This window comes from Rhodococcus sp. MH15 (genome assembly GCF_019266045.1).
GTDB classification, from domain to species: domain Bacteria; phylum Actinomycetota; class Actinomycetes; order Mycobacteriales; family Mycobacteriaceae; genus Rhodococcus_F; species Rhodococcus_F qingshengii.
The window spans coordinates 394,622-413,162 of sequence record NZ_LPNP01000080.1; the positions used below are offsets into that span (position 1 = coordinate 394,622).

At 61.8% G+C, this 18,541-nt stretch carries 22 protein-coding genes; 6 read left to right on the plus strand and 16 right to left on the minus strand.

Annotated features, from left to right (window positions below; genetic code table 11):
* Positions 1–6: 6 nt before the first annotated feature.
* The 4 genes from ATN37_RS24655 to ATN37_RS24670 form a co-directional block, all read right to left on the minus strand.
* Positions 7–720, minus strand: coding sequence for a FadR/GntR family transcriptional regulator (locus ATN37_RS24655; protein ID WP_218695725.1), 714 nt, complete (start codon positions 718–720; stop codon positions 7–9).
* Between the two features lie 219 nt (positions 721–939).
* Positions 940–2,058 carry a hypothetical protein gene (locus tag ATN37_RS24660; protein WP_218695726.1) on the minus strand — a complete coding sequence of 373 codons (1,119 nt, stop codon included), beginning with the start codon at positions 2,056–2,058 and terminating at the stop codon, positions 940–942.
* A 111-nt stretch (positions 2,059–2,169) separates the two neighbouring features.
* Positions 2,170–2,418: a hypothetical protein gene (locus ATN37_RS24665; RefSeq protein ID WP_063315602.1), complete on the minus strand. Its 249-nt coding sequence runs from the start codon at positions 2,416–2,418 to the stop codon at positions 2,170–2,172.
* Complete coding sequence (locus tag ATN37_RS24670; protein ID WP_063315603.1) at positions 2,418–3,260, minus strand: NAD(P)-dependent oxidoreductase; 843 nt, start codon at positions 3,258–3,260, stop codon at positions 2,418–2,420. The genes ATN37_RS24665 and ATN37_RS24670 overlap by 1 nt, the downstream gene beginning before the upstream one ends.
* An 86-nt stretch (positions 3,261–3,346) precedes the next feature.
* Here ATN37_RS24670 and ATN37_RS24675 point away from each other — a divergent pair, with 86 nt between their 5' ends.
* The gene (locus tag ATN37_RS24675) at positions 3,347–3,991 is read left to right on the plus strand and encodes a ScbR family autoregulator-binding transcription factor (protein WP_003940238.1); all 645 of its coding nucleotides are present in this window, start codon (positions 3,347–3,349) and stop codon (positions 3,989–3,991) included.
* Between the two features lie 38 nt (positions 3,992–4,029).
* Here the strand turns inward: ATN37_RS24675 and ATN37_RS24680 are convergent, their stop codons facing one another.
* Entirely contained in the window at positions 4,030–4,917 is an 888-nt protein-coding gene (locus tag ATN37_RS24680; protein ID WP_021331802.1) for a ScbA/BarX family gamma-butyrolactone biosynthesis protein, read from the minus strand.
* Between the two features lie 168 nt (positions 4,918–5,085).
* Positions 5,086–5,745, minus strand: a complete 660-nt coding sequence (locus ATN37_RS24685) for a LuxR C-terminal-related transcriptional regulator (RefSeq protein WP_003939969.1) — start codon at positions 5,743–5,745, stop codon at positions 5,086–5,088.
* Between the two features lie 517 nt (positions 5,746–6,262).
* Between ATN37_RS24685 and ATN37_RS24690 the strand changes: the two genes are divergently transcribed.
* Positions 6,263–7,762 carry an NAD(P)/FAD-dependent oxidoreductase gene (locus ATN37_RS24690; RefSeq protein WP_218695727.1) on the plus strand — a complete coding sequence of 500 codons (1,500 nt, stop codon included), beginning with the start codon at positions 6,263–6,265 and terminating at the stop codon, positions 7,760–7,762.
* Between the two features lie 82 nt (positions 7,763–7,844).
* Here ATN37_RS24690 and ATN37_RS24695 read toward each other — a convergent pair whose 3' ends face one another.
* Positions 7,845–8,315, minus strand: coding sequence for a hypothetical protein (locus tag ATN37_RS24695; RefSeq protein WP_054781331.1), 471 nt, complete (start codon positions 8,313–8,315; stop codon positions 7,845–7,847).
* A gap of 77 nt (positions 8,316–8,392) precedes the next feature.
* Here ATN37_RS24695 and lexA point away from each other — a divergent pair, with 77 nt between their 5' ends.
* Positions 8,393–9,082 carry a transcriptional repressor LexA gene (gene lexA, locus ATN37_RS24700; RefSeq protein WP_211921094.1) on the plus strand — a complete coding sequence of 230 codons (690 nt, stop codon included), beginning with the start codon at positions 8,393–8,395 and terminating at the stop codon, positions 9,080–9,082.
* Between the two features lie 13 nt (positions 9,083–9,095).
* Here lexA and ATN37_RS24705 read toward each other — a convergent pair whose 3' ends face one another.
* Genes ATN37_RS24705 through ATN37_RS24720 form a run of 4 tightly spaced genes read right to left on the minus strand, consistent with a single transcriptional unit; the run spans position 9,096 to position 12,452 of the window.
* Positions 9,096–9,509: a cupin domain-containing protein gene (locus tag ATN37_RS24705; protein ID WP_081558511.1), complete on the minus strand. Its 414-nt coding sequence runs from the start codon at positions 9,507–9,509 to the stop codon at positions 9,096–9,098.
* Between the two features lie 29 nt (positions 9,510–9,538).
* Positions 9,539–9,925: a DUF2255 family protein gene (locus ATN37_RS24710; RefSeq protein WP_007729735.1), complete on the minus strand. Its 387-nt coding sequence runs from the start codon at positions 9,923–9,925 to the stop codon at positions 9,539–9,541.
* On the minus strand, positions 9,900–11,372 hold the full coding sequence (locus ATN37_RS24715; protein WP_218695728.1) for an MFS transporter: 1,473 nt from the start codon (positions 11,370–11,372) through the stop codon (positions 9,900–9,902). The genes ATN37_RS24710 and ATN37_RS24715 overlap by 26 nt, the downstream gene beginning before the upstream one ends.
* 42 nt (positions 11,373–11,414) lie before the next feature.
* Positions 11,415–12,452, minus strand: coding sequence for a zinc-dependent alcohol dehydrogenase family protein (locus ATN37_RS24720; protein WP_030536486.1), 1,038 nt, complete (start codon positions 12,450–12,452; stop codon positions 11,415–11,417).
* Between the two features lie 167 nt (positions 12,453–12,619).
* Here ATN37_RS24720 and ATN37_RS24725 point away from each other — a divergent pair, with 167 nt between their 5' ends.
* On the plus strand, positions 12,620–13,504 hold the full coding sequence (locus ATN37_RS24725) for a helix-turn-helix transcriptional regulator (RefSeq protein ID WP_064073862.1): 885 nt from the start codon (positions 12,620–12,622) through the stop codon (positions 13,502–13,504).
* A gap of 27 nt (positions 13,505–13,531) precedes the next feature.
* Here ATN37_RS24725 and ATN37_RS24730 read toward each other — a convergent pair whose 3' ends face one another.
* From ATN37_RS24730 to ATN37_RS24750, 5 genes are all read right to left on the minus strand, one after another.
* Entirely contained in the window at positions 13,532–14,674 is a 1,143-nt protein-coding gene (locus ATN37_RS24730) for a diguanylate cyclase (protein WP_218695729.1), read from the minus strand.
* 118 nt (positions 14,675–14,792) lie between these two features.
* Positions 14,793–15,257 (minus strand): Rrf2 family transcriptional regulator, encoded by a 465-nt coding sequence (locus ATN37_RS24735; RefSeq protein WP_063315611.1) that lies wholly within the window; start codon positions 15,255–15,257, stop codon positions 14,793–14,795.
* Positions 15,258–15,319: 62 nt separating this feature from the next.
* A complete protein-coding gene (locus ATN37_RS24740) occupies positions 15,320–16,069 on the minus strand; it encodes an SDR family oxidoreductase (protein ID WP_075834554.1) in 750 nt (249 codons plus the stop codon).
* 75 nt (positions 16,070–16,144) lie between these two features.
* Positions 16,145–16,993 (minus strand): LLM class F420-dependent oxidoreductase, encoded by an 849-nt coding sequence (locus tag ATN37_RS24745; protein WP_030536489.1) that lies wholly within the window; start codon positions 16,991–16,993, stop codon positions 16,145–16,147.
* Positions 16,994–17,037: 44 nt separating this feature from the next.
* Positions 17,038–17,358 carry a GYD domain-containing protein gene (locus ATN37_RS24750; protein WP_007729728.1) on the minus strand — a complete coding sequence of 107 codons (321 nt, stop codon included), beginning with the start codon at positions 17,356–17,358 and terminating at the stop codon, positions 17,038–17,040.
* Positions 17,359–17,439: 81 nt separating this feature from the next.
* On the opposite strand from ATN37_RS24750, the gene ATN37_RS24755 reads away from it, so the two are divergent.
* Both ATN37_RS24755 and ATN37_RS24760 read left to right on the plus strand, forming a co-directional pair.
* Complete coding sequence (locus tag ATN37_RS24755; RefSeq protein ID WP_003940600.1) at positions 17,440–17,622, plus strand: hypothetical protein; 183 nt, start codon at positions 17,440–17,442, stop codon at positions 17,620–17,622.
* 44 nt (positions 17,623–17,666) lie between these two features.
* A complete protein-coding gene (locus tag ATN37_RS24760; RefSeq protein ID WP_030536491.1) occupies positions 17,667–18,482 on the plus strand; it encodes a DUF72 domain-containing protein in 816 nt (271 codons plus the stop codon).
* Positions 18,483–18,541 lie beyond the last annotated feature (59 nt).

An 18,541-nucleotide genomic window follows, 5' to 3' on the forward strand; every position in this document is an offset into this window, starting at 1 on the left:
TGTCAGCTACTTCGGCATGTTTTGCAGAAAGAGGGATCGGCTGTGGTCCATCAGTCGGACCACTGCGGCGGCTGCGCCGTCCGGATCGCGGTCACGGATGGCCGCAAGCAGCTGCCGGTGTGGGTCGTCGTCGGTCCAAGGCCCGATGAATAGCTGTCGAGTCTCCTTGTCGGACTTACCTTGTGGGATGCTCATGGTGTCAGAGCGATCGAGACTGCGGTAGATGTCCGCTATCAGTTGGTTCCCGCTCGCTGCGAACATCTCCAGGTGGAAGTCGAGGTCGTACTCGACGGATTTGGCGACGTCGGGCTCAGCGTCTCGGCGATCCAAAGCCCGAGTCATGCGGTCGATGTCTTCGGGCAGGGCTCGTTCGGCAGCGAGTCGTGCGGCGTAGAGCTCCAAAGCTTCACGGGCTTCGAAGATTTCGAGCACGTTCTCCGCCGCTGCACGTCTTTGAAGTGCAATTTCGAGTTCTGAGCTCGCGCAGACGTAGGTTCCGTCTCCCGGGCGTGCTTCGAGGAGGCCGGCATGGACGAGGCCGCGAATGGCCTCCCGGACTGTATTGCGGCTCGCGCCGGTCATTTCGACAAGTTGATGCTCGCCGGGGATCTTCTCCCCTAATTCCCAGTTGCCAGAAGTGATCTGGGACCGCAGTTGTTCCGCGATCTGCACTGAAAGTGGGATGTTGCGTGCGGTGGGTGCGATACGGGAACCCGGCATGAGTCAAATGTAGGACATTTGGCGATTTGTGGATAGGTTTACCTTTGTGATCTAGGGCACTCGGGTTCGGATCGGCCTGGGCGGGGTACCGCCCTTCCGCATGTCTGCGTGCACGTGAGTGCTCCTGCCGACCGCGCACGGGGTAGTTGACTCGACTCGGAGGGCAACTGCGATCGATTCCTCACGGAAGCTCATGCCTAGCAGACCCTCACGTGCGGGTCATTGCTGCGATTCCAGCGTCCATGCGGGCTGGTCGGTCACTTCCGGGCCGTCGTGCAGCACCCAAGCACACGGCTCGGAAATGTAGGTGGCAGCATCGGTGAACCAGTATGTTTCGTCGGGTGCCCAGCCCGCGATGACGCTCGCCGTCTCGGTATCGACCTTGACCGCGGTTCCTGCTGCCGCGAGGTATCCCGTCACGGTAAGGTGCACTCCCTCAAATCTTTCCGCGACCTGCACCCAGTCGGGGATGACCCACCTGCCTGATCGGCCGGTAGTCCGATACCAAACCTGCCGCGTTTCTGCGGTGACCTCGAGCGGGAACCGTCTGCACAGCTCCGACCAGGCTTGCGCGCTGTCGATCTCGTAGATGCGTGCGCCAGTCGGTGGCCGCAATGCTCGGACGACGACCCGTTCCCATCCCATGCTGTCTTCGACGAACCACAAGCCCGCCGGAGTCCCGTCGAACAGCGCCCTCGTCGAACCCTGAGTGGGTGGATTCGACCACCAATAACCTGACCAGTTCGCCGCGGGGTCCACCGGGCGGTCACGTTCAGCTCTCGCTTCCGATTCCAGGGTGCTCGTGCGCCACTCGCTGAGGAGTTGTTGCGCAGCAGGCACTTCGTCTGTGTCCGGAGATTCCTCACCTCTGCTCAGAATCGACCATTGGTCGGATGAGGCGAGCGAGGTTGACCACCACCGCGCGCATTCGGAGCCGGCGATGTGCTCGGCGACGCGTCGAAGCTCATCTCGCATAACTTCGGTGGCGACGAGGACGTCTTCTCCGTCGGGATCCTGCCAGTAACGCGCCGCATCGACCGCTTCTGCGAGGGCGGAGCGTAGATCGACGGCGGTGACGTCGGGGAGCGATATTTCCGTGAGGCTGCGCGCCACGCCCTCCGCGGTGACTATGGTCTGCCGGGCCTCTTCGGCGCCCGGGCCGAACAACACTCGGGAGGTTCCTTGTCCGACGTCGAGGTGATACGCCGCCCGGTGAGCGTTGATGCGGAACATGTCGTCGCCTGGCTCGGGACGCAGGGCGCGTTCGGCGTCGATCGCATACGCGAGCAGCATCCGGCGTCCGCGCGGGCCCGACAGCAAAATATCCGCAGTGAGCATCTGTTCTCCCGTTTTCTGGTTCAGATGACGGTAGCCGAGGTCAGCGAGATGGAGAGCCTTCTCCCGTGATGTCAGAGCTCCTGGCCCTTTAGTCGCGCACGACTTAGATCGTCACAAACTGCATTCGGCGGCGAAGGCGGACGGAAGGGAGCCCCAGGCTGCTGCCAGTCGCGTGAACGCCGCTTCTTTGGTGTGCGCGATCACTGCCGTCTTTGTGCAGCCGTGGTTTTCGTCGATCAGAGCTCTCTGTTCGCCTGTGGTGACTGCGAAATAGGTCGTATTGATTGCTGAGGCTGAACAATAGGGAGGGCTGAAAATGTTGGGAGACAGGTGTTTTGGCGAGAGTGATCCGTGTGCCATCAGTACAGTCTCGACCGGAACCAGTGATCGAGGCTGATCATGTCGATCTGGTGCATGTCGAGACTCAGCTGGGCAGCAGCTTTCACCGCGTCGGCGCGGGGGATAGAGTTCTGGGGCAGAGTCCAGTTGGTCTCCCGCGCATGTTGCTCGAGAAGGTCGATGACTGTCCGCGGGACAGGCTCGTTGACGTGAAGTGTTGAGCCGTAGCGAAATTGCTGTTCTACCGACAACTCGTAGATGGATCGGGCGAGTAGGTCTACGTCGACTACCGACAGGACAGCGCTACCGCCGTCGATGATCGAGTCGAGGCGAGAGACAATTCGCGTCAGTGTCGGAAGAAACCATCTGTCGCCGGGTCCGTACACGAGATGCGGCCGGACGACCAGGCCTCCGGCGTCGCGCACGAACTTCTCGGCGAGAGCGCGCGTGCGACTGGCAGGTGAGAAGGGGCTGAGAGGTGCGCCGTTGACCGGCAAGTCTCGAAACGGTCCCGGCCCGTACACGGCCGCGGTACTGACGTAGAGCAAGCGTTCGACGCCGACGGTGGCGGCCATCGACGCAACGTTCTGTACGCCGTGTTGGTTGACGTGAACGCACTGTTGTTCGTCGTCGCCCACGTACGACACGCAACAGATAACGGTCGACGCCTGACTCATTGCAACTCGTAGAGAAGCACTTTCGTTGATGTCGCCGATCACGGTGGCGATTCCTTCACGGCCGAACTGTTTGGCTGCGGTGGCCGTGCGAACGAAACCGATTGCAGCGTTTCCGTCGCGGGAAACCAGCTGTTTCATCACTGCCGAGCCGATGAAACCAGTGGCCCCGAGTACCAGAGTCGTCACGGTGTGTCCGTGTCGAGAGCGTTGCTGCGGGCTCTTTCGACGTATCGTTGAGATTCATTCCGTCGGCAACGAGAGCTGGGTAGATCATGCAGGAGCGTGCTGTCCTGACGCGCCAGGCCGTCATTTTGGGTGCTGCGAAGAGCTTCGAGAAGTTCGGGTACTCCGCCAGTTTGGGCACGATCTTGCAGCACGGGGGTGTGTCGAAGGGGGCGATGTATTTTCACTTCGCGTCCAAGGAGGAGCTTGCGCACGCGGTCATCGCAGCGCAGCACGGTATGGCGATGGAGGGTACCCGGCGGGTTGCTGCGCACTCCGACATCGCGGTCGAAACCCTGGTGCTCGTTTCGCAGGAGATGGCTCGGCAGCTTGTGACCGAGCCCATCGCGCGAGGTGGCATGCGGTTGACGATGGAGATCGGCAGTATTCAAGGCCCCATCGAACAGCCGTACCTCGATTGGATCGAGGCTATCAAGCAGGTGGCAACCCAAGCGGCCGAAGCCGGCGATATCGTCCCGGGCACCGATATCGACGCGTTGGCTCGATTTGTGGTGGGGTCGTTCACCGGAGTGCAGATTCTCTCGGAAATGCTGACGGGCAGAACCGATCTGTACGAGCGGTTGAGTCAGATGTGGAACCTGGTGCTGCCAACGATCGTCCGCGAGGACAAGTTGGCGCACGTCATGCAACTGGCGGCGCTTGCACCGAGAGAGTGGGAAGCACCGAGCGCTTGACGTGGAAGACGCGACGAGAAGAACGTGTTCGTTCCCTCTCATGATTGGTCCGCAACTGTAATTTCGAGTTCCGCGGTGGTTTCCAGTTCTTGAGTGAACCGAACTCGGTGCACATGGCCCGACGCGTCAAGGGGGATCGTTGACACCTCGCACGGCGTTTCCCATTCAGTGAACCTCGGAAAGACCGCCGAGAGCGAGGCGATCTTTGTTGCTGGGTTGCCGATGTGAAATCGGAGCGCTTGTCGGGCGGCCTCGAAAAGAATCATTCCTGGGATGTGGTCGACGGGGTGGTCGAAAAGGGAGTGGTTGCGCGGATCGGGAGCGCAGAACATCGCGTGCCGAGCAGGATCAGTGCTGATGAGCACATCTCCATCGGTTAGGCGTCCGACTCGCTCCGATCCGACCACCGCGGCTCCGGAAGGAAGGATGCGCCGGCTCGGGCGGTGGTCTTCTCGTCCTTGCCGAATTCGACGGTATCCCTCGGGGCTGACTCCTCGCGCAACAGCGTTGCATCTGGCGACGTGCCGGTTGCCCTCGCTGAGGATCCCCGACACTTCGACCCCCGAAACCGCTCCGTCGCGATGAGTGAGGTTGTCCACTGTCATCGAGAAACTCAACGGCTCCGCGACTGATTGCACGTCGAGCGCGTCCAGCATCTCGAAGCTGAACGTTTCCATGAGGAACTTGTAGTGCAGTGGAATCTCGTATCGGGTGTGGCACAGAAGCACCACTGCCTGTCGAAATGCTTCTGCCACCCCGAGCGGATCGTGTTGCTCGCTCGATACGTCGAATATCCGGTGCGAGACCGGGAGTTGCACAGCAACCTGGTACGCCGAGTCCGATTCGATCCGGTAGTCCGTCAAGAAAACCTCGGCAACAGCATGTCTGTGGACAAGATGCCGCGGCACTGTGCGTGTGTATTCCATTGATTGAATGCACCTTTCGATGTTCACTCGTGTCTTCGGTGTCGTGTAGGACCTAATATTCGACGTCCGGGCGCGTCATCGAATCGTCAAAATTGACGATCTTTTCGAAGGTCGAGTTCGATCAGGGGCGGCACCCCATCTCAGCGAGTGTGTCTGGGGCACTTCCTGCTAGAAGCGTCCGATCCGAAGTTCCAGTGGGTGTCTGCGTGCGTCGTGACCAGAGCGGCGGAGCATCGCGCATGCCTCCAGCTGGGAATGCACCCCCAGTTTCTGCAGGATGCTTCGGATGTGGGCGCGCACCGTGGTCGGTGCGATGTGGGCGGTTCGAGCAATCGAGTCGACATTCGAGCCTCCGTAAAGAAGACCCACGATCTCGAACTCGCGATCGGTGAGACTGCTGATTCGTGCGAATTCTTCGGTGCGCAACCGGATGCGTTGTACGAGCGAGGACTTGTCGTGTGCAGACCGAGCGGAGTTGGGGTTGATCGCGGCCTGCAGCTCATCGAGCAGGGATGCGAATGGCAGTTGAGAGTTGAGCACGGCGTGGGCGCCCGCTGCGAGCCCCCGAATCATGGAGTTGCCGCTACTGAGATCGCCGACCAGGACCGATCCCTCGAGCGCGGAGAGCTCCTTCACCTGCCAATCGACGCCCCCGAGTGGTAGGAGAACGAGCGCTCTACCGTGATCGCTGGTGTGATGCCTTAACAGGCTCATGTCTGCGGTTTGTGGCTCGGAATAAGCCCTGGCGCTGATTCCGGCAGCGATTGCATTGGCGAACTCTCGATCGCTATGAGTGGTGTACAGGGTGACTGTGCTGGAGAGTGTCATAGCGACTACATCTCCGGTGGAGGTCCACTCCGCCCGCTCTCTTCGCTGCGAAACCAAAACCGTTGCTTTCAGCGTGGTTTCGTCAGCAGGTTAGCTATCGCAGTGACCTTTCCGCTGATGCGCACGAAGGTTACGGCGATATCGCAGTTGCCCGTCCTCCCATGGAAACTCGCGCGTTCGACACCTGATCGTGGACCTTCGAATTATGCTAGGGCGCTGAATATTTGGGCGATGAGTATCCCGCGTAGACGAGCCATTAGGCGTTCCGTCGACGACGTGAACGACTCCCCAATGGCTCGAGGCATTCAGGCGTCTCGATCGAGTTTCCGCGAGGCCGGTGCGTCGCGCCTCAATGTTCCGTACGCGGCCGGGTCGAGATATTGACTGTTACCGTCAGTTGCACATACCCTGTTCATTGGCGCTGACCTTAGGGAACCCGGCCTGAACCGGCCGATCGTTCTCGGTCACTGCCGACGCCAGAAGTAGCTTCGCGACGACCGACGAAACGAGTTTCCTCATGACACAGCATGTCGACGTACTGATCATCGGCGCTGGCTTGTCCGGAATCGGCGCGGCTTGCCACCTCATTCGTGAGCAGACCGGAAGCACTTACGCGATCCTCGAACGCCGCGAGAACATCGGTGGCACCTGGGACCTGTTCAAGTATCCCGGCATCCGTTCGGATTCCGACATGCTCACCTTCGGATTCGGTTTCCGTCCGTGGATCGGAACCAAAGTGCTCGCAGACGGCGCCAGTATCCGTGACTACGTCGAGGAAACCGCCAAGGAATACGGCGTCACCGACCACATCAACTTCGGCCGCAAGGTCGTGGCAATGGACTTCGATCGCGCGACTGCTCAGTGGTCCGTGACCGTCCTGGTCGAGGCGACGGGGGAGACCGAGACGTGGACCGCGAACGTCCTCGTCGGCGCCTGTGGTTACTACAACTACGACAAGGGATACCGCCCCGCCTTCCCCGGTGAGGGCGACTTCCGCGGTCAGATCGTGCACCCGCAGCACTGGCCGGAGGATCTCGATTACACCGGAAAGAAGGTAGTGGTCATCGGTTCCGGTGCCACCGCGATCACCCTGATCCCGTCGATGGCCCCCACTGCCGGTCACGTCACCATGCTGCAGCGCTCGCCCACGTGGATCCAGGCGCTACCGTCCGAGGACCCTGTGGCCAAGGGTCTCAAGCTTGCACGCGTTCCCGACCAGATCGCTTACAAGATCGGTCGAGCCCGCAATATCGCACTGCAACGCGCCAGCTTTCAGCTCTCACGTACCAATCCGAAGCTGGCGAAGAAGCTGTTCCTCACCCAGATCCGCTTGCAACTCGGCAAGAACGTGGACCTGCGTCACTTCACCCCCAATTACAACCCGTGGGATCAGCGCCTGTGCGTGGTTCCCAACGGGGACCTGTTCAAGGTGCTCAAGAGCGGCAAGGCCGACATCGTCACCGACCGTATCGCCACGTTCACCGAGAAGGGCATCGTGACCGAGTCGGGCCGCGAAATCGAGGCCGACGTCATCGTCACGGCGACCGGCTTGAACGTACAGATCCTGGGCGGGGCGACCATGAGCATCGACGGCGAGCCCGTCAAGCTCAACGAGACGGTCGCCTACAAGAGCGTGCTCTACTCCGACATCCCGAACTTCCTGATGATCCTCGGCTACACCAACGCATCCTGGACGCTCAAGGCCGACCTGGCCGCGTCCTATCTGTGTCGCGTACTCAAGATCATGCGTAAGCGCGACTACACGACTTTCGAGGTTCACGCCGAACCTGAGGACTTCGCGGAAGAATCTCTCATGGGCGGAGCCCTGACATCGGGCTACATCCAGCGCGGCGACGGAGAGATGCCGCGTCAGGGTGCCCGCGGTGCGTGGAAAGTGGTCAACAATTACTACCGCGACCGCAAGCTGATGCACGACGCCGAGATCGAAGACGGTGTGCTGCAGTTCAGCAAGGTCGAGACCCTTGTCGAAACTGCAGACAAGGCCGCCAGCGCATAGTCGGCTCCACCGGGGGATGGACCGGTCGTACCAGTGGGGACGTCGGAGAATGTGCTGGAGATGTTGCGTCGACGTACCCGCGTCACGGGGTTTGCGATCGGTGAGTTCGCTTCCGTAATCGTCGGTTGTGCACCACCACGGGAAGAACATAGGTAGCGACCATGATCACGGCGAGCAGTCCGAGATAGAGATATGGCCAGGTCCATCCCGCTGCTCGTATGGCCAGCAACGATCCGCCCATGATCAAGGGCATCCCGGCCCCGGCGAGCAGGTCGACGTCACGGGGCGAGACGGGTGGGGTTCCGAGCAGAGGTACGCGGCTGCACGAGTTTTCTCTGATCGTGCGCATCACTGACATGCAGTAGAGGGCGGCGCCGGCGATCGCGATCGCCGCGCCAAGTGCAACTTCGACGACGCCGGTTCTCGCGGACATCAATGCGTAGGCAAACACACCCACCGTTCCCAAAGTGACCGGTGCCGACTTCCAGATCGGCGTCGACTTATGGGTGTCGGCGGGAACACTGACCGGGCGCATCGGTTCGAGAGGCTCCATCAGCTCAGCGTGCCATGCGCCGCTCGGGAAACAAACTGCCTGTGCCGTTTCTGGCAGACTCCGGCTGCCTGGCCTGGATGTCGGGACCCCTCACTACGATTCTCGTCGTGACCGATTACGACGATCTCGACATGTTCGGTGGCCTCGACGCCTCCTCCCTGCCGCTCCGCCAGCAGCAGATTCTGATGACCATCCGGGATCTCGTGGCTGCCAACGGGTGCACGCCGAGCACACGGCAGATCGGAGACGCGGTTGGTCTGCGCTCGACGTCGACGGTGTCCAAGCACCTCAAGAGTCTCGAAGAGAAGGGCTTCCTCCGTAGGGGAGCGGCCATGGCTCGGCAGTTGGACGTGCGGCCGTTCCTCGTAGGCGCGAAGGAACGGTCGTCGTCGAATACGGTGACGGTTCCGGTCGTCGGTGACATCGCGGCCGGCGCGCCGATCCTCGCGGAGGAGCACGCCGACGAGGTGCTTGCGCTTCCTCGCGAGCTCGTCGGCTCCGGCACGGTGTTCGGACTTCGGGTGCGTGGTGAGTCGATGGTCGACGCAGCGATCTGTGACGGTGACGTCGTCGTGGTGCGCCGCCAGGACGAAGCTCATTCCGGTGAGATCGTCGCCGCGATGATCGACGGCGAGGCCACGGTGAAGGTGCTCCGGCGTCGCGACGGTCACGTGTACCTCGAGCCTCGCAATCCCGCGTACAGCGTCATCGACGGCGATCGCGCGGTCATCCTGGGCAAAGTTGTTTCCGTGATGCGCCGTATCTGAGAGGTGTCCGGTCTCAACGACGTTTGGCGCGGGGACCGCCGTATTCCTCATCGGTGACTTTGTCGCCCCATGTAGTTTCGGTGCCTCCGTCGCCGGGTCCTTCCCACAGTGCGAGGTGGCTCATGAAACGGTCGGGTGCCGCGCCGTGCCAGTGTTCCTCTCCCGCTGGGGTGTAGACGGTCTCACCCGGGTGGACTTCGACGATCTCGCCGCCGCGAGCTTGAACCAGCGCGGTACCGGAGACGATGTGGAGGGTCTGTCCGACTGCATGGGAGTGCCAGTCGGTTCGCGCGCACGGTGCAAAGCGAACCATGTTGGCGCGCATCCTCGACGGCTCCTGGCCGGCGTAGATGACGTCCCACCAGACGTCGCCGGTGAACCAGTCGTTGGGTGCTTTGCTCGTGGGCTGGGGCTTCAAGATTTCCATGAGGTCTCCTCGGAATCGAAAGGGGCGGTTCAGTTCTGCGTCAGCGGAACAAGTCGAATGGTGTTGGGTGCGGCGGCGCGGCCGGTGACGGAGCCGACGATCTGCGGGCCGTAGCGGTCGTACTTGGTGTGATAGGCGGAGTCGATCGACGAGTGGGCATCCGGTGCGGCGGACTCGAACGCCACGTCCCGCTCGATTCCTCCTGCTCGGATTCGGCCCGTTCCACTTGCCGTTGCTCGGACGAACCACGGGTTGTCGGTTCCGTAGGCCGAGCGAACGTACAGTTGGTTGTCGGTACGGACAACCCAAATCGTGACGTACGGCCTTGCGGTTCCGTCTCGGCGGTACGAGGAGACCTGCAACTCCTCGGCGTCGCCGATCTTGGTCAGTTCAGCCTCGGTCCACGAGTGCGACATCTCGGCTTCCTTTCTCCTGGTCGAATTGCTTTGCGGTACTTCGCGTTCTCGTAGCCGGGACGATCAGTGCGAGGACGATGACGAGACAAGCGGCGAGCAGGGCGGTGCCTGCGGTGAGAGCCGTTGATACGTGATCGGTGAGTGCCGTTGTAGCGTCGTCGGCAGAGGATCCGGCGCCCGCGGAGACTGCGACGAGGATGCCGAGTCCGAGAGCACTGCCCAGTTGATGTGCAGTGTTGACCAATCCTGATGCGGCACCGGCATCTTCGGCCTGTACCCCGGAGATGCCAGCAGAAGTCAGTGGGGCGAAAGCCAACCCCTGTCCGGCGCCGATCAAGATCATCGGAAGTGCTATCGCAGTGAGGTACGTGCTTCCGGGATGGACCAGACTGAGCCACGCCATCCCGGCTAGGGTGACGGCAATGCCAACCGACAGAATTGCGGAATTTCCGAATCGCGGTGTCAGTCGCGGAATAAGCATCGCCACAGCAAAATTGACGATCGTCATCGGGAAGAAGGCGATGCCTGCTTGGAACGTGCTGAAGCCCATGACGCCTTGGAGTAGCTGAGTCGTGAAGTAGAAGAATCCGATCATGGCACCCAGATAGAGCATTCGGGCGGCGTACGCCCCGGATCGCTCCCGGCTACGGAACAACCTCAGTGGCATGATCGGCTGCTCCGCTCTCGCTTCGTTGAGGAAGAGCAAGGTCAGTAGTATCGCCCCGGCCGCCAGTGTCGCAACGGTGATCGGTGAGGTCCACCCCGCTTCGGCCGAGTTGACGGTGCCGAAGACGAGCGCGGTCATCCCGAGTGTGGCGAGAACAGCGCCGGCCACATCGAAACGTCCGGAGTTGGGCTCGGTTTCCGGAATGAACCGGGGAGCGAGAGCGATCATCGCGATACCGATCGGAACGTTGATGAAAAAGCCTGCGCGCCAAGACACCCAGTCGGCAAGGGCGCCGCCGATCACGAGTCCGAGGCTGGCGCCTATTCCCGCAGCAGCGCCGTACCAGGCAACAGCGCGCGTTCGCTCCGGGCCGGGCGGGAAACTGGCGGTCAGCAGTGACAGCGACGCCGGGGCGACCACTGCTGCTCCGACGCCTTGGAGAGCGCGCGCTGCGATGAGCCACCAACCGTTCGGCGCGACCCCGACGAGAAACGACGCAATCGCGAAAATCGCGAGACCGGCCACGAATACGCGACGACGGCCGAAGATGTCCCCGAGACGAGCACCCAGCAGGAGAAGCCCGCCGAACACCAGGGTGTAGGCGTCCTGGACCCAGGACAGCCCGGTTGCCGAGTAACCCATGCTGCTTTGGATGCTGGGTAGCCCGGTGAAGATGATCGAATTGTCGAGCAGGATCATGAAATAGCTGATCAGAATGATCGCCAGGATCGCGGTGGGATTGATGCGACCGGCAACAGGACGGGTGGCAATGTGGGTCACGCGCATCTTCTTCGCAAGTGGTGGACTTTCGCAAGTGGTGGACTACGGGCGGACGAGGACCTTCAACGATTCACGGGAGTCCATGGCTCGGTAGCCTTCCGCTACGTCGTCGAGTCCGACGGTGTGGTCGAAGACCTTGCCCGGCTCGATCTTTCCATCGAGCACATCCGGCATCAGCTCTTCGATGTACGCGCGCACCGGGGCCGGTCCACCGGTGAGTGTGATGTTGGGTCCGAAGAGTGTCCCGAATCCGATTGGAGCTTCTTCGTATTGGGGTACCCCGACTCGGCTGATGACGCCGCCCGGTCGGACAACTCCGAGCGACTGCTCGTAGGCAGGCATGTGACCTACCGCTTCGAGGACGACATGAGTGCCGTCGCCTCCGGTCAGTTCGCGGACTTTCTCGATGCCCTCATCTCCACGTTCGGCAACCACGTCGGTGGCTCCGAACTCGAGACCGAGATCCGTGCGGGTCTTGTGGCGCCCCATGAGGATGATGCGCTCGGCGCCGAGGCGTTTGGCGGAGAGCACTGCCATCAGCCCCACGGCTCCATCGCCGATGACCGTGACCGTCGTGCGTTGGTTGACGCCACCCTTGACCGCCGCGTGATAGCCGGTGCCGAAGACGTCGGAGAGTGTGAGCAGTGACGGTAGGAGTTCGGAATCCTCACCGACCGGCGCCTTGACCAGGGTGCCGTCTGCCAACGGCACTCGGATGGCCTCTGCCTGACCGCCTCCGATCCCGTTTCCGGCCCAGAATCCACCGTGTCGGCAAGACGTCTGCAAGCCTTCGCGGCAGAAGTCGCACGTCCCGTCGGACCAGGCGAAGGGGGCGATGACGAAGTCGCCCTTCTTCAACGTGGACACCTCGCGACCGGTCTCTTCGACCACTCCGACAAATTCGTGGCCCATCGGGGAACCACCGGGCGTGGCCGGCATGTTGTGGTAAGGGTGCAGGTCAGAGCCGCAAACGCACGCCCTGACGACCCGCACGATCGCGTCCGTCGGCTGCTGCAGTGCCGGATCGGGCACGGTCTCGACTCGAACGTCTCCGGCGCCGTACATGATGGTTGCTCGCATGGTGTCCCCTCTTGCTTCTGGTGTCGCGTGCTTCGAAGTCGACGTTTCGGCGTGGACCGGTCGACTGCAATCAGTCAACGCCGCGCCTCGCGGGCGCGGGAGTGTCTGTTGTTCCAGGTAACGGCAGTACCTCCCTCGGTCTTCTCCGCTCGAGTAACGTGAACTGCATGGACAACCGAGCCGAGATCCGCGAATTCCTCAGCTCCCGTCGTGCTCGCATCACACCCGAGCAGGCAGGGCTGCCGGCCTACGGCGGGAACCGTCGCGTCAAGGGGTTGCGCCGTGAGGAAGTCGCTCTGCTCGCCGGTGTGAGCATCGACTACTACGTGCGCATGGAACGCGGAAATCTGGCGGGAGCGTCGGACTCGGTGCTCGAAAGCCTTTCCCGAGCACTGCAACTCGACGAAGCCGAAACTGCCCATTTGTACGACCTCGCGAAGGCCGCCAGTGCAGGCGCACCGAGTAGAAAGCGGCCCGCCCCCAAGGGCGTGAGCCCGGCGATTCAGCAGATACTCGACGCCATCACCGACGCGCCGGCGTGGGTACGTAATGCCAGGCACGACATGCTGGCGGCCAATCGTATGGCGCGCGCGTTGTATTCGCCGGTGTTGGCCGATCCACGTAGGCCGGCGAACAACGCCCGGTTCGTGTACCTGGACCCGGCATCGCAGGACTTCTTCGTGGATTGGGAGCGCGCGGCAGACGACATCGCCGCGATGCTCCGCTCGGAAGCGGGGCGCAATCCCCATGACAGGGCGCTGACCGAGCTCATCGGTGAACTTGCCACTCGCAGTGAGGTATTCCGCACCCGGTGGGCGAAACACAATGTGCGCTTTCATCGGACGGGATTCAAGAAGGTTCGTCACCCCGTCGTCGGCGACCTGGAGCTGAACTTCGAGGCGATGGAACTGCCGTCCAATCCCGGGCTGACACTGCTGGTCTACACCGCGGCGCCGGGGACGCCCACGGCTGACGCACTCAAACTCTTGGCGAGTTGGGCGGCAACCCAGGATCAGCTGGATCCGGCGAACGACAGCGAAGCGGCGCTCTGAATTCGATCGACAGGTAATCGTGTCGATTCAGCTCAGATGCGTTACTGCCCAAGCTACCTGGTCTCCACCTCGTCGTTTCGCCCGATACATCGCGTTGTCGGCGTCGGCAAGAATCCGATCGATGGTTCCCGAAGCGTCCGGGATTGTCGAGGACAGCCACACGCTGGCTCCGACGCTCACGGAAATCGACTGCCGGCCGGCGGGCCGCGATATCGAATTGTGAATGTCCACCACGGTTTGTTCGATGCGACGTGGCTCCACGGGCATGAGAATCACGAACTCGTCGCCGCCAGTCCGCGCAACCAGTCCGACCTCTCCGACCACCGAGTTCAGGCGCCGGCCGACTGTCACCAGCATCCGATCGCCTTCCGCGTGACCCAGTTTGTCGTTGACGCTCTTGAACGAATCGACATCGATCACCACCGCAAGGACTACGTGTCCTTGGAGTTCGCCGACACCGAACAACTGTTGCCAGACACTGTGCAGCCCACGTCGATTCAGGGCAGCGGTGAGTGGATCACGCCAAGAGTGTCGTGCGTCGTCGGTCAAATACAGGACGAGGAAATGCACGGTCATCGAAGCTGAAGCGATAACACACCCGATGACGAATCCAGTGGACACCGACAGCGAAGAGTCGGTATCCGGATCGGTTACAGCTCGAATTGTCAGTAGCGCAACGACGAACAGCGCGCCGGTGATCTGTGCGGTGACTATTCGAGGGCTGTGGAATACCGACGAATAGTTCGCGACGACCACGAACAGGACGGTGCCGGTCAATGCCAGGAAGCTCGAATGGATTCCGGCGAGAAGTATCAAGGACAAGCAGATATTGGTGAGCGAAACGAAACGAACGGATTGATGGTGACTCGGCCAAGACCGTCCGAGTGACCAGCGAATCATGCAGTAGAGCGCGATCATGCATGCTGCGCCCGCCGCGAGCCGTTCAGGGAGCTCGGTTGCGCCACCCTTCACGAATTGAGCCAGTACGGCGAGTGCCACGAACACAGCACACCAAAAGGTGACGACCACCCTGGCTGTCCCCAACATCGATCGAGCAGCCAGGAACCTCGGGAACCATTCGCCGTCGTACGCAAGAGACCACCAGCGACTCAACAGTCCCGTTGTTTGACGAATGTTCTGCCCCAACCCCGCAGCGCCACTGACTCCCATGAAACCCCCTCCGAGATCTTGCGAAAATTCCCGGAAGATTCTTCGTCAAGATTTGATCCCCGAACAAGGTACCCGATAGTTGAACGATGGATTGCCGTCTCGTGGGGTGTGGGCTGCTCTAGGGTGTGATCGGTGTGGTCAGGATCTTTCTGAGTGCCGGAAGGTCCAGGGTTGCAGCAAGATCTGCAATAGTGACCCCCGACAGCGATGCGCGCCAGGCTTTTTCGGCGTCGGCCATGACCTTGGCGATTCCGCAGGCGGAACGGCACTGCTCCGGTGGAGCGGCGAGGATTCCTTGCTGTCGAATCTCCGTGCACCGGAACGCAGGTTCGGTGCCGTCAACGGCCTGTACGACGTCGAGAACGGTGATCTTCTCGGGAGCCCGGGTGAGAACGTACCCGCCGTCTCGGCCCTCGGTCGGATTGACCAGGTCGGCGTGCGCGAGCGCTCGCAGATGCTTCGCCAGGTATGTCTTCGACACCCCGTGAAGTTCGGCGAGTCTGGCTGTGGGTACCGGCCCCTCGGACTGGCTCAGAACCACGCAGCAGTGGAGTGACCACTCCACGCCTCCGGAAAGCTTCATGATTGGACTCTATCGACGCCGCGGAAAGCGGTGCGGGCCGGACGTCGCTCGAGTTGTCGACGTCAGGCCTTCTCGGCAAGCCACGCGTCGTATGTTGTCGGCGCGATCCATGCATCTGCACCGGGCGTCGGGGTCAGTGCCGAGTTGTCGAGTTTCGCGCCGAAGTAGCCGGCTTCGGGATCGGAGATAACCGAACGCTTGTCGCCGGTGACGAGGAACAAGCGCCGGACCAGTTCGTCGATGCCCAGCGGTTCGGGTCCGGCAATCTCGACCGTGCCGTTTTGCGGCGCGCCGGTCACTACCTCGGCGACGTGGGACACGACGTCTCGAGACGCGATGGGTTGCAGATGTCCCGGCGTTGCGTGGACGGCGCCGTCGGTGGTTCCCGCGTCGGCGATTCCGGCGACGAACTCGAAGAATTGGGTCGATCGGACGATCGTGTAGGGGGTCGGGCCCGCATTGACCAGGTCTTCCTGGGCGACCTTGGCTCGCATGTACCCGGAATCGGGCAGTCGATCGGCACCCACGATGGACAGTATGACGTGGTGCCCGACGCCTGCCTTCTCTTCCGCGGCGAGGATGTGGCCGGTTCCGTCGCGGAAGAAGGCCAAGACGTCGTCGTCCGACCACGAAGGGGAATTGGTCAGATCCACGACGACGTCGGCACCCTCGACTGCCTCGGCGATACCTGCGCCGGTGGTGATGTCGATCCCGTCGCCGCGACCGAGCGCCTTCACGTCGTGCCCGGCGTCAGCGAGCTTGGCGGCGACCTGGCTTCCGATGAGTCCGCTTCCGAAAATGACGATCTTCATGTTTTTCTCCTTTACTCGGATAAGTAGTGTCCAAGTATACTCGGACACTACTTATCCAAGTCAAGGGTTGCCCGGTCAGTCGAAGAGTTCGGCGGCCAGTGCTTCGTAGGTCGCGATCGGATCACCTTCGGCGGGAAGTGCTTGGATCGCAACGTGATCGGCACCCGCCGCGACATGCTCCCGAAGTCGATCCGCGATGGACTTCGCGGTACCCCGCGCAACCAGGGCGTCGATGACGCGATCGTTCCCCTCGTTGGCCAACTCTTCGGGCGCAAAACCGAGGCGCTCGAGATTGCTCGTGTAGTTGCGCAGATACAGATACGGGTTGGCGACGGCGGGGCGACCGATTGCTCTGGCCTTCTCCGGATCGGTTTCCAGGACAACCTTGTGCTCGGGGGCCAGGATCTTCGAAGGGCCGAGGATTTCGCGAGCTTCGGCCGTGTGTTCGGGGGTGGTCAGGTACGGATGCGCGCCGGCGGCGCGAGCGGCGGACAGTTTCAACACCTTCGGCCCCAGTGCGGCGAGGACGCGTCGCGATTCCGGGACCTGGGCCGCGTCGAGTTCGTCGAGGTACGACACGAGTGAGGCGTACGGCTTGGTGTAGTCGCCGGTCGCCTCCGGATGTCCGACGCCTACGCCGAGCAGGAATCGCCCCGGGTGCGCGGCTTCGAGTCGGTGATAGGACTCCGCCACCTCAGCCGCAGGTGAGGACCAGATGTTGACGATTCCGGTTGCCACGGTGATGTGCTCGGTCGCGTCGAGAAGTTTCTCGGCGATCCGTAGATCGGCGCGTGGGGAGCCGCCGATCCAGATGGTGCCGAAACCGAGTTTCTCGATCGCAGTTCCCAGCTCGGGCGGCAAACCAGCCGCTCCTCGCCAGATTCCGTAGGTGCCCAGGTCAGGTGTTTTCGTAGTCTCCGTCACAGCGGGTGCAACTCGGCTGCTGCCGGGATCTATTCCTTCCGTCGTCATTTGCCCGGCGCGCGGTAGTCGGTCGGTCGCTTGACTGCCTCGTCGATCTGCTCCGGCGTGAGCAGTGTGATCGACTCCGAGCGTGCTGCACCTGCCGCAGCCGTGCGAATGCTCAATGCGGCTGCCGCGACGTCGTCCGGCAGGTTGCCGATCACGAACATGTCGTGACCGCCCAGTGCGAAGTGGCAGGATTCGACAGTGCCACCGATGCTTTCGACCATTCGCGTTATCGCGTCGCGCCGCGCAGTGCCTCCCTCCTGCTGCAGACCGGCGGCGCCGGAGGGTGAGTACGTCACTTGCCAGAGGTATTTCGGCATTTCCACTCCTAGCTCGGGATGGGTACTTCGATCGTGTACCCGTAGGGCGCTCGGTGGCAATGGGTAGGGGACAATCACGGCATGGTTGGAACTCCGGTGATCGTGACTATCGTGTCCGTGTGTGTAGGTTTTGTGATCTTCATGCTCGCTGCCAGTGGTGCACGCGGAAAGTGGGACCGTCGCCTCGTGATCGCGTTGTTCATCGGTGCGGTGGTGTGCCTGACCGTCGTACCGGTATCCGTCGCGCTCAGCGCCGGAGTTTGAAACACGGAGTGCCAAAACGCTCGAGTGCCGCTTAGTCTGAATCGATGGCAGATATTCGGGTAGGTATCTCCGGGTGGACGTATCCCGCGTGGCGCGGAGATTTCTATCCGAAAGGTCTTGCTCACCGCAAAGAATTGTCTTATGCCGCAGAGAGATTGACGTCGATTGAGATCAACGGCTCGTTCTACGCGCTGCAGAAGCCGGAAAGCTACACCAAATGGCGCAGCGAAACTCCCGAAGATTTTGTGTTCGCGATCAAGGGCGGCCGGTACATCACACACATGAAACGGCTGCTCGACGCCCGTGACGGACTCGCCAACTTCTTTGCCGCCGGAACGCTCGCCCTCGGCCCCAAGCTCGGGCCGATTCTGTGGCAACTACCTCCGACGCTGCAGTTCGAATCGCAGCGATTGGCCGACTTCTTCGACGGTCTTCCCCGTACCACTCAGGCTGCAGCCGATCTGGCAGCGCAGCACGACGACAAACTCACCGAAGACCGAGTGTTCGCCCAGACCGAGAGGGACGTGCCGATTCGCTACGCAGTGGAAGCGCGGCACGCCAGCTTCGAGACCGACGAAGCCGTGGACCTGATGCGCGAGCACTCCATCGGTTTTGTCGTCGCAGACACAGCCGGCAGGTATCCCCGCATCACCACTCCTACTGCCGATTTTGTCTATGTGCGGATGCACGGGGACAAGGAACTGTATGCGAGTGGGTACACCGACGAAGCTCTGGACAAGTGGTCCAAGCGCTTTCGGGATTGGATGGACGAGGGCCTCGACGTGTACGTCTACTTCGACAACGACATGAAAGGCTTTGCGCCGCACAACGCAATGTCCTTGTTGGAGCGGCTGCGCTGACGGATCGCCTGGCCTGTCGGTGGGATGTGGAAGGCTTCCGCATGAACACGAGGACCGAG